11 protein-coding genes are annotated in these 10,517 nt (G+C 49.3%); 4 read left to right on the top strand and 7 right to left on the bottom strand.

All coding sequences use genetic code 11. The features are described from left to right. Positions 1-110: 110 nt before the first annotated feature. The 5 genes from ACJ2PR_RS33395 to ACJ2PR_RS33375 form a co-directional block, all read right to left on the bottom strand. Complete coding sequence (locus ACJ2PR_RS33395) at positions 111-1,532, bottom strand: amidohydrolase (protein ID WP_446880274.1); 1,422 nt, start codon at positions 1,530-1,532, stop codon at positions 111-113. Positions 1,533-1,709: 177 nt separating this feature from the next. Continuing rightward, complete coding sequence (locus ACJ2PR_RS33390) at positions 1,710-2,060, bottom strand: DUF5615 family PIN-like protein (RefSeq protein ID WP_446880273.1); 351 nt, start codon at positions 2,058-2,060, stop codon at positions 1,710-1,712. Beyond that, positions 2,057-2,386, bottom strand: coding sequence for a DUF433 domain-containing protein (locus ACJ2PR_RS33385; protein ID WP_446880272.1), 330 nt, complete (start codon positions 2,384-2,386; stop codon positions 2,057-2,059). Before ACJ2PR_RS33385 ends, ACJ2PR_RS33390 begins: the two co-directional genes overlap by 4 nt. A gap of 126 nt (positions 2,387-2,512) precedes the next feature. Next, positions 2,513-3,478 (bottom strand): restriction endonuclease, encoded by a 966-nt coding sequence (locus tag ACJ2PR_RS33380; RefSeq protein ID WP_446880271.1) that lies wholly within the window; start codon positions 3,476-3,478, stop codon positions 2,513-2,515. Between the two features lie 304 nt (positions 3,479-3,782). Further along, positions 3,783-4,397, bottom strand: a complete 615-nt coding sequence (locus ACJ2PR_RS33375; protein ID WP_446880270.1) for a cytochrome b/b6 domain-containing protein — start codon at positions 4,395-4,397, stop codon at positions 3,783-3,785. 152 nt (positions 4,398-4,549) lie between these two features. Between ACJ2PR_RS33375 and gap the strand changes: the two genes are divergently transcribed. After that, complete coding sequence (gene gap, locus ACJ2PR_RS33370) at positions 4,550-5,575, top strand: type I glyceraldehyde-3-phosphate dehydrogenase (protein WP_446880269.1); 1,026 nt, start codon at positions 4,550-4,552, stop codon at positions 5,573-5,575. Between the two features lie 141 nt (positions 5,576-5,716). Here the strand turns inward: gap and ACJ2PR_RS33365 are convergent, their stop codons facing one another. After that, positions 5,717-6,940 (bottom strand): MFS transporter, encoded by a 1,224-nt coding sequence (locus tag ACJ2PR_RS33365; protein WP_446880268.1) that lies wholly within the window; start codon positions 6,938-6,940, stop codon positions 5,717-5,719. A 32-nt stretch (positions 6,941-6,972) separates the two neighbouring features. Here ACJ2PR_RS33365 and ACJ2PR_RS33360 point away from each other — a divergent pair, with 32 nt between their 5' ends. Continuing rightward, the gene (locus tag ACJ2PR_RS33360) at positions 6,973-7,257 is read left to right on the top strand and encodes a DUF4058 family protein (RefSeq protein ID WP_446880267.1); all 285 of its coding nucleotides are present in this window, start codon (positions 6,973-6,975) and stop codon (positions 7,255-7,257) included. Then, on the top strand, positions 7,254-7,502 hold the full coding sequence (locus tag ACJ2PR_RS33355; RefSeq protein ID WP_446880266.1) for a DUF4058 family protein: 249 nt from the start codon (positions 7,254-7,256) through the stop codon (positions 7,500-7,502). Before ACJ2PR_RS33360 ends, ACJ2PR_RS33355 begins: the two co-directional genes overlap by 4 nt. A gap of 20 nt (positions 7,503-7,522) precedes the next feature. On the opposite strand, the gene ACJ2PR_RS33350 is transcribed toward ACJ2PR_RS33355, so the two are convergent. Beyond that, positions 7,523-9,862: an ATP-dependent helicase gene (locus ACJ2PR_RS33350; protein WP_446880265.1), complete on the bottom strand. Its 2,340-nt coding sequence runs from the start codon at positions 9,860-9,862 to the stop codon at positions 7,523-7,525. Positions 9,863-9,986: 124 nt separating this feature from the next. On the opposite strand from ACJ2PR_RS33350, the gene ACJ2PR_RS33345 reads away from it, so the two are divergent. Continuing rightward, entirely contained in the window at positions 9,987-10,409 is a 423-nt protein-coding gene (locus ACJ2PR_RS33345; protein ID WP_446880264.1) for a DUF1824 family protein, read from the top strand. Positions 10,410-10,517 lie beyond the last annotated feature (108 nt).

The following is a 10,517-nucleotide window of genomic DNA, read 5'->3' as shown; positions in this document are numbered from 1 at the left end:
AGGGGGCTGAAGCCGATTGAAACGAAGCGAGTCACTCTCATCGAACTGACGTTATTTAGTTCGTGATCATTGGGAAGCCCCATCCGCCTATGCAGTGGGGAGGATGTCAATTAGGAGTAGCCCTGTGTGACGCTGGGTAACCCCATGACCGATCGATACTTGGCTTCGATTTGAGCGACCGAGGGAGCCTGGCGTTTGGTACTCCATTCGCTGCGATCGAACAAATTTTGTCTCAATTCGTTGACGTTGACGTTGCACATTTCGCCATCTTTGACAATTAGATTCCCATTCACCCAGGCGTGTGCGACAGCGTTGACTGGACGACCTAAAACTAGTAACCCAATTGGATCAGTTCGCGGTAACAACGATAGACTCATCAAGTCATACAACACTAAATCTGCTTTCTTGCCAACGGTTAGCGATCCCATGTCGTCGGCTAGATTTAAACCTTTCGCACCGCCTAACGCGGCCATTGCGATCGCTTCCCTCGGCGTGATCCAATGGTGATAATCCAGGTCAGTCACATTGTGCAAAATTGAGCCGACTTTGATCGCTTCTAACAAGTCTTGCGAATCGTTGCTGGCGGAGCCGTCACAGCCGATCGCGACATTCACCCCCGCCTGACGATATTTGAGAATGGGAGCGATGCCACTGCCCAGACGCAAGTTACTCAGCGGATTGTGAACCACGGTCGATTGCGTAGCGGCCATGATTTCAATATCGGCATCGTCTAGCCAAACGCAGTGAGCCAGTGAGGTGCGAGGACTGAGATAGCCAATTTTTTTCAGATGTTCAACCGCGCTACAGCCATACTTTTCTTGAGCGAGAAGCTGCTGCGCTTTGGTTTCGAGTAGGTGGGCGTGACGACAAAGATTGTAGCGATCGCTCAACTCAATACAGCCCTCAAACAACGCATCCGAACAAAGCTGGGTGCCCGTGGGTGCGACGAGAATATTGACCCCCTGATCCGGGCGGTGAAACTGCGTCACGGCTTCTTGCATCAAGGCCAAAGTCGCCTCCGTCGGTCGCACATAGGTCTCGCGTTCTGACTCACCGCCCCCCGTGGGAATGCCGCTCGACATCGCCTCATCCTGAATCAGCGGGGCCACAAATGCCCGAATTCCAACCTGACGATAAGCCCGAACCGCAGCCGCAATCGTCTCCAACTCCTTCCCCGGAATCAACACTAAATGATCGACAACGCTCGTTCCCCCAGTCAGCAAGGTTTCGACGGCGGTGCCCACGGCGCTCAGATAGGCTTGCTCAGGATCGAGTGGTGAGAAGTCATACAGTTCGGCTAACCAAAGCTCTAACGGTGTGGGAGGAATGATCCCCCGTTGCCACATTTCTGAAGAGTGGGTGTGAGCATTGACAAAGCCAGGAAGGAGTAATTTGTTGCGCCCGTCGATCAGGGTGCCGATCGGTTCAAGGTGAGGCGCGATCGTTTGAATGCGATCGTTTTCAATGTGAATATCCGTCGTCTCATAGCCTTGATCAACTGGGATCAGAGCGTTTTGAATGGTAAAAGTCATGCAGGGAAGGAGGTGAGGAGGGAGGAGGTGTCGAATGTAGCTCGTGAATAGTTTGTACTTGAGAACGATCGGGCATCCGCTATGTCTGCTACCGTTCCTGGTCAGCGGCGGCAGATCACCTTTGTATCACCAACAAGATCTTGATACCGTCCGCTGCACCAAGGTTGTTAGCCTGCGTCAAAGGGGTAACTTTGCAATGCGATTTACCCACTCCTCTGCACTGGATGCTGCCCAAACTAGCAGCAATTCCTCAATGACAACTTCAATCGATAGTTTTCTCGAAACGATGATAACTCCTGAGCTTTGACTGCTGGTAATAAACGTGGCGAACTCCAATGGCATCGTTCTGCGATCATGACTGACGAGAATACGCCCTTGTTCTGCTGCGATTGCCAACACTTCTGGATCTTTAACACCTTCCAATCCAGCAGCAAAAGCGGTTTGAAAATCAATTGTAGGTTCTCGCCGTAAAACACCCGTTACAATCGCCTGATTCAAATCAGCATCAGCCTGATAACGTATGGTCACAATTCTACCTGCCGCTTCGCTGCCTTCGCTGCCATAAGCTTGTTATACAAAACAGGATCAGTGGTTTGTAGCGGCTGGGACATAGCGTCAAACGCCTCCTCCTCTGCTGCCAAGTAAGCGTCAATCTCAGTACGATTGGCAAGATAGAAGGCGATCGCACCATAAACCTGCTCAAGGGTTAACAACGGAAAAGACTGAACAATACTTTCAGGTGATAACCCTTTCTGGAAAACGTAGACAATCGAGTCAAGAGAAATCCGAGTTCCTTCTACCCAGTAACTCTCGTTTCGGTACTCTACATAAGATTTTGGTGCTAAGACTGACATAGATTGGCTTTGACTCAACTATCTAGATCATAGATGAACCTGACAAAGTTGACGATGACGTTTATCCGGCTTTAGGGCATATTTTAGTTTGCCTCCAATGACTTAGAGAATAAGCAAATCCACTCTTTAAAGGTCATACACAAGCTTTCCCTCAAGCTGAATAGCCTCAACCTTGGACTTCAAAAGAGACTCGAAAGAGTTTTCTCCTTCTAAAAGAAGAACAAGTTCTTTTAAGGTAAAAAGCACAATAATTTTCTGATTAAGTGCCTTCTGAATATTAATGATTGCTGCATCAGTATAACCAGAAGCTGAGATAAAGATACCGCGAACATCAGTCCTCTCAAAAAGGCGCATGACATGCTGTGCAACATCACCGGGACTCAAAGCTTCTTTCCACCACTTCATTTCAACAAGATAAAGATGGCTGTTCACCTCAATAGCTCCATCAACTTGCTGAATTACTCCTTCATTGTTTTCACCTTTTATAGTGAAAGATTCTCTGATCAAAATTCCCTCACTCTCAAACAGGCTATTCAAAATTCCTTCTAGTTGCTTCCCTCGCTTCTTGGTGTCACTCTCCTGATAAAGAACGATTAATTCAGATCGAATAGCTTGCCGCTTTTGTCGCTTTTGTCTGAGTTTTTCAAGTCTAGCTTCTTCCTCTAGTTGTCGTTTCTTTTTCTCCTGCTCAAGTTGAGATTCATAATTCTGCTGTAATCTTGTGAAAGAATCCTTAACATTTACGAATTCTCTAGCTTTAGCTACCAACCCCATCGCCTCTATCTGATCGTTAGCCCAACATCTAGAGAAATCATTAAACTCAGTGACTCTTTTTACAATTTCTCTTCTTTCACGAAGCGCAACATCACCAGCATCATTAATTCTTACCAATACGGTTCGAGTGATGTCGTATTTATTGATGCTGCTTGCATCCTTCTGAAGCTTTTCACTCAGGTCTGCCAAAAATCTCTGATGAACTCCAGCACTAGAGAAAAAAATTAGAACATCTTTTTTACTTTTGCAGAGCCTTGGGATAGTATCTACAAGCAGATTTAGAAAATCAGGTGGAAAATGAAAGACTTGACCGCTCATGCTTGAAGGTGTGACGAAGGGTAAAAAGGTTTATCTAGCTTTGATTAAGAAATCAAAGACTATACCAGTATTAATTATATCCTCACCAATTAAATACCCGCAAAAGCAAGTGTCTATGGCTAATTGGATTTGTGAAATTCCATCGCCATCCTTAACCACCTAACTTCGACAGTCTAGATCCAGTGCTATGTAGCATGGAACATTTGCAAGCACACCTGAAGTACTGCCTTACAGGTAACCCAGTAGGCTAACAAACCGATGAGCGATTAGCAGCCAACTCAGTATTCTGCCAAAACGGTAACTTTTATTCTCGGCGATCGCGGATTTTTTGTAGCCACAGCTTAGGGCTGTCTCCGGGGCGGTACTTGAAGTTGGCGATCGACCACAGTAATGGAATTCCGCCGACTTTGACGCTCATCACCAAATGCAGAATCAAACAGCCGAGCAGCGTTGCCCAAGCAACTAAATGCAGCAGATACGCAACGTGGTCTAGTTCTCCCGATGGTAGCCACGATTCTTGCATCATTAGCCCCGTGCCGACTGCAAACAGTGACGCGAGAATCATGATTGTATTGGTGATGCGATGTAGCGTGTACCACCAGATTGGCGTGTTGACCTGTTTGAGTTTGACTAGAGAATCTTTTTGGATCAGGCGACGATAGCCAATCACAACACTGTAGAGAATAAAGAGCGGCGTAAACAACCAGAATATTCTGCCAAAGGTGCCATGAATGCCGATAATGTCGTTGACTCGCGGCAGGGGCAATTTGCCAAACCGACCATCAAACGTGTCATAGACCCAAAATCCGGTGAGCAAGGCAAACAAAGCAATCAGCGCATTAATGCCATGAAGGACACGCAACAGTGAGGGTTGATAGGGCGCTTTCTTTGAGTTGCCTGCAAGGGGCTGCTGTGTCATCGTCAGTTCCTCTTTAACTGCAATCCCAGTTTTGCATAACGGTTCAGATCAGTCTTTCACGATTCTTAAGGTGATGAAAAGATTATGTCAGCCCCGTTCTGTTGAGAAATACGATAACTTGTTTGCAATCTGCGCTGTTTGAGGACTGCATCATGACGATCGTCAAAGTAGGCATCAATGGGTTTGGTCGCATTGGTCGGCTCGTATTTCGGGCGGGAATTGATCATCCCAACATTCAATTTGTCGGCATCAATGACCTGGTTCCCCCAGACAATTTGGCTTATCTGCTCAAGTATGATTCGACTCACGGCACGTTTGATGGCACCGTCGAAGCCAAAGAAGATGGCATTGTCGTGAATGGAAAATTCATCTCCTGTACGGCTATTCGCAATCCCGCAGATCTCCCCTGGGGCAAAGATGGTGCTGATTATGTGGTCGAGTCTACAGGCTTATTTACCGACTTTGAAGGCGCGTCTAATCACCTCAAGGCGGGGGCAAAACGAGTGATTATTTCTGCGCCCACGAAGGAACCCGATCGCGTCAAAACTCTGTTGATGGGGGTCAATCATGACCAGTTTGATCCTGAGAAAGATACGATCGTCTCAAATGCAAGCTGTACGACGAATTGTTTGGCTCCGGTGGCTAAGGTGATCAACGACAATTTTGGTCTGACAGAAGGGCTGATGACGACGGTTCACGCGATGACAGCAACGCAGCCTACGGTCGATGGCCCCAGCAAAAAAGATTGGCGAGGCGGACGGGGAGCCGCTCAAAATATTATTCCTGCCTCGACGGGAGCCGCAAAAGCAGTCACTCTGGTACTTCCAGAACTCAAGGGAAAGCTGACGGGGATGGCGTTTCGCGTCCCGACTCCGGATGTTTCTGTCGTTGATCTGACCTTCAAAACGGAGAAGGCGACGAGCTATCAAGAAATTTGTGCGGCGATGAAGGCGGCTTCGGAAGGCGACCTCAAGGATATTTTGGGCTACACCGATGAGGAAGTGGTTTCGACTGATTTTCAGGGCGATCCCCACTCCAGTATTTTTGATGCGGGGGCGGGCATGGAGTTAAATTCAAACTTCTTCAAGGTCGTCTCCTGGTATGACAATGAGTGGGGCTACTCGAAGCGGGTGATCGATCTGATGGTGGCGATGGCCAAGAAGGAAGGGATTCTTTAAGAAGGGAGGAGGGAGGAGGGAGGAGGGAGGAGGGGGCTAGTGGACTGTCAGCTTTGATTTGAGGGGTTGTCGAAATCTGGAACATCGTTTTAACGCATGTTTTGAGAACTGCCAACCCCTCATTTCAACCTTGACAGACTACTAGGTTGGTTCTTGGGTTGGGGCGATCGTTCCCTTTTCGTTGGACAAACGCCAGAGAATTAGGAGTCCGATCACGCCGCTTAATCCCAGAAATAGCCAGAAAGTTCGGGTGACTTCGCTGGTCTGATCTAGTGCCCAACCGCCGAGAATTGGCCCGACAAAGTAGCCGATCGCCCAACATTGAGCGCTGATTCCGGTGTAAATTCCTCGAAGCGATGGGGGGGCGAGTTGTGAGAGTAAGGCGGCGGCAAAGGGTCGATAGAGGATGGTGGCGATCGCTAATACGCCCAACGCTCCGATTTGAACAGGAGGCTGCACCGATGCTAATCCGCCCATCAACCATACGAGACCAAATCCCCCACTCCACAAACCCATCGAAACGGCGAGCGCGCGAATGTTGCCCAAAGGGGCGAAGAGGTGAGCGATCGGAATCTGCAAAACGGCTCCCAATCCGATGTACCACCAGGTAAACGAACTGGCAATATTCGCGGTAGACGATTTGAGCAAAAAGTTGGTGAAGTAAAGCGGCAAGGCCACATTCACTAAAGCGATGTAAGTGGTGAAGAGGATGTTGGCAGCGACGAAGATTCTCAAGGCTTTGTCTTGGAGCGCGATCAACCAGCCTTCTGAATGTTCTCCAGGTTTCTCTCTCGTTTCGGTAATGCCTAACTGAATCAAAATCAAAAAGCCGACAAACAACAAGCTGGTGAATAGGAAGAGAAATCGCGGTTGCTTGACTAAAGCTAATAACAATCCGCCGCCCAAAATGCCGACTCCGACACCGAGATTATCTGTCACGCCCAACATTGCGAAGGCTTGCGATCGCTGCTCTGGTTCGGTCATATCCATCACGGCGGCATCGGCGGCTGTCCAATAAAACCCCATACTCAACCCCAACAGCAAGTTTGCGACAATCAGCATCGGCAGCGTTTGAGTGAAGGCGAGGGCGATCGCGGCCAAAATTGATAAACTCGCCGATAAAAGCAATGTTCCCCGCCGGCCTGTTTGTGAATCTGATAGGGCACCGCCCAAAAAATTCCCCACCACTCCAGAAATTGAGGAACTGGCCAGCCCGATTCCAACTGAGGTGGCAGACAAACCGACCTGATTAACAAAGACGATCGGCACATAAAACTGAAGTAGCCCTTGCCCGACTTGAAAGAGTCCTCGTGCCGCAGACTGCACCCAAACTTGACGTTTAAACCTTGGCAGCAAAGACAACATAGAATCAAAATAAGCAATGGTGAGCGTGTGAGATGGCTAACCCGTTTCCTGGTATGAACCCTTATTTAGAGCAACCCGAACTGTGGCACCAGGTTCATAATCGGCTAATTGTAGCCATCGCAGACGATCTCACGCCTCAAATTGCCCCCCAATATCGCGTGTCGATCGAGGAACGAGTTTATTCCAGTGTTGATGATCTTCTGTTGGTGGGAATTGCAGATGTTGCGGTGAGCGATCGTCAAAATTCTGGAACACCGTTAGCAACGGTAAAAAGCACCGAACCCAACAAAGTGAAAGTTCCCATTATCGAATTTTGATCAGCCGCAGTGTAGACAGACCGGATGCAGACTTGTATACCTTTGATCTGAGAACCTCGATCCCGGCAATTCCGATTCCTCTACGAGCGAGAGAACCCGAACCCATCATTGACTTGCAAAAGCTGCTGAATGAGATTTACGATCGGGCCCGATTTGATTTAGCGATCGACTATTCTCAGCCGCTCAAACCTGCCCTTTCTCCTCACGATCAGGACTGGGTGACGGAGATTCTAAAGCAAGGCTAAAAAAGCAGGATTTATCAGCGTTAAAAAGCAACGTCTTCGTCATCTTCTGCGATCGCGGCTAAGGGAAACTTTGCTTTGAGGGCAGGAATCACTGGGCAGGGAGGACGATCGCTCAAGTTCTCTGGTTTGCTCCAGGCAAAGGGGGCTTGTTTGGCGGCTGACATCCACAGCAGGCGTTTGGCTCGTGTCATCGCCACATAGAGAAGACGAAATTCTTCGGCGGTTTTGAGGTGTCCGGCGCGTTCCCAGGCGGTGAAAACATCGGGAATTTCTTGTTGATGAACGATCGCTCGAATCTGAGCGCGGGCCACTTCTGACAGGGTGAAGTCGCCAATAAACTTGGCTTGCGGCGGCACATACAAACTGCCGGGGATCATGTTCTCATGCAAAAAGGGAATGAAGACGTAATCCCAGTCCAGTCCTTTTGCTTTGTGCATCGTGATCACCGTAAGCTGGCTGGCGCGCACATAGCGATCGTCTTCTTCCGCTTCGACTGGCTCAAATCGTTCTGAACTGACAATCTCTGATAAGACTTCTAAAACTGCGCCCAAAGAATTTTCAGTAGCTTGTTGGAGAATGCGATCGGACAGCTTATTCGCCGTCGCCAACTCGGTCTGGTCGTAAATCAGGGTGTACGCCAAAAAAGAAATCAGTTGATAAATCGGCAGTTCTAATCTGGCGCGGAGCAGACTCACACAATAACGGCTCGCTTCCTTAACGGCGGGCGCTTGCGGAGGGTCGAGCGGTGCGGGATACAAAAACTGTTCGGGAAAGGTGACTAACGCATTCAAATCTTGATTGGGGATCAGCCGACGACTGACCAAAACCGTGAGCGCCGCTTTGAGATTGTCTGGCGAATGGGGGCGATCGAGAAACTGCAACAACGCCAGCATTTCAGCCGGAATATGAGACTGGCGATCGCGCTGTCCCACTTCAAACACCTTCAATTTTTCACCATGCCAGCGTTGAATCTGCTCCGCCACAAACCGCCCTTGATCATTGGTACGCACCAGAACGGCCGCTTGAGCATCGGGATTTTGAGTGAATAGGGTGAGCGATCGCTGTCCAATTAATTCAACCGTTTGATACACATCGTCCGGCGTGTAAATCTCTAGCCCCAATCCTTCGGGCAACGGATTCGCATCCGACTGAGGATCGTCAAACGCCACAGGATGAATTTTTTGAGGACGAAACGGAGACTCCAACGGAAGGCTTCCTTGACTTCTCTCCTCACTCCTCACTCCTCTCTCCTCTCTCCTTTCTCCTCTCTCCTCACTCTTCTGCCTCCCATTCACCCACTGCAACACAAAATTCGCCGCATCGATGATCACCTGACTACTGCGACCTGCTTGATTCATCTCAGCCAGTCGGTCTTCGTCGCTGCATTCTTCGCAAAATTGACGAAAGAAAGCCGGGTCGGCTGGCGTAAAAGTGGAATTGATCGCCTGATTGGGATCGCCCACTCTGACCAGGTTTTGTTGATTTGATTCGGGACGATCGGGATCAGCCGCGAGAATTTCTAACAATCGAGTCTGCAATGGGCTGGAATCTTGCGCCTCGTCTTCAAAGACCGCGAATACTTGTCTCTGCCAGCGATCGCGCACCGTCGGAGTTTCCAACACGCGCAGGGCACCGAGAATCATTTCGTCATAATCAATCAAATTTCTGGCCCGAAGCTGTGACTGATATTGTTCGTAGAGTCCGGCAGCAATTTCTAAAATTAAATAATGGTCAGAAGCACAATCGCGCAAATTCTGAGGCATCAATCCCGAACTTTTGGCTTCTCGAATCACGGTGTCTGCCAGAGCGGGTAACACTTCGGTACGAAGAACGGCCTGTCGTCGCAAGCGCTCAGTTTCTTCGCCATCAAACTGTCTGCCTTCGAGCAACTGCTGAAAAAGCTGCGGATGGTTGCCGATCCACTGTTCGACACTCGTGCGAATTAGCCGATGTCCTTGATTGGGCGTGACCAAAACGCTGTCTGGGTTAAGTCCCGAAAGCTCTGGGTAGCTGCGAGCGATCGACCACGCCAGCCCGTGCAACGTATGAACGACGAATCCGCCCTGGGGCAAAGAAAGCGTTTTTAAATGCTGTCGAATTTTGGTTTTGATATGGGCGGCCGCCGATCGAGTAAAAGTCACCACAACCAACTGACGGCGAGTATGAAGCTGATATCGAGCGATCGCAATGGCGGCTGCGACGGCCATCCCGGTAGACTTGCCCGATCCCGGAACTGCCGAAACTGCCAACCGCCCCCCTTGCCAGTCGGCGATTTCACGCTGTCCAGGGCGCAATCCAGTTCGCAATCGTTGAATCAGAGGGTCACGTCCGGTTGGGGGGTTGGGGCGATCAGCGAGCATATTAGCAATCAGTAGATAAAAATGTGAAGAAGATCAAGTGACCCTATCGCTATTTTGACAGGTCGATCGTCTTCAGTGGAGGATGGATCGAGTATCGCCCCCCAATGCCAAGGTGTTTCCCAAGATGTCTTTACAAAATTCTTCACTAACCAAAGATGACGCTCAGACCATTCTCAGGCAGTTTATCTGTGTCGATCGCCCGGCTGGATTGGACTCTGATTTGATCCGATCGGCGTTGTTGCGGGTTGTCAACCATTCTGACTATCAAATTTTTGGCATCTGCGCCGACAGCCTTGAGCAAGGCAAACAAACGCTCTCCAGTTATTTATCCGCCCTAAACTACGAAGCAATGCCCGACATCAGTGGCGTAATCGAGGGCGCTGTCTACATCAAACACAATCCCAAAACCGATCGCTCTCACGCCGAGCCCTATACCGGAGTGCATCGCGGCGTATTAGTCTCCTGCCAATCTGCCTACGATGGCGACGTAAATGAGACGTTTGGACACTTACCGATCGATCTCTTTGATCAGATTGATCAGAGTTGATCAGACTTGATCAGATTTGAGCTTTTTCAGCAGCCCTCACGCGGAAGTAAAACTAACGTCAGTTCGATAAACTTTTTCGCTTCGTTGCCAGGGGATTCGCCCCCTAAA

The sequence above is a fragment of the Phormidesmis sp. 146-33 genome, from assembly GCF_052939515.1.
The sequence above is the reverse complement of the archived record's forward strand: the minus strand, read 5'-3'. Positions and strand labels throughout refer to the sequence as shown.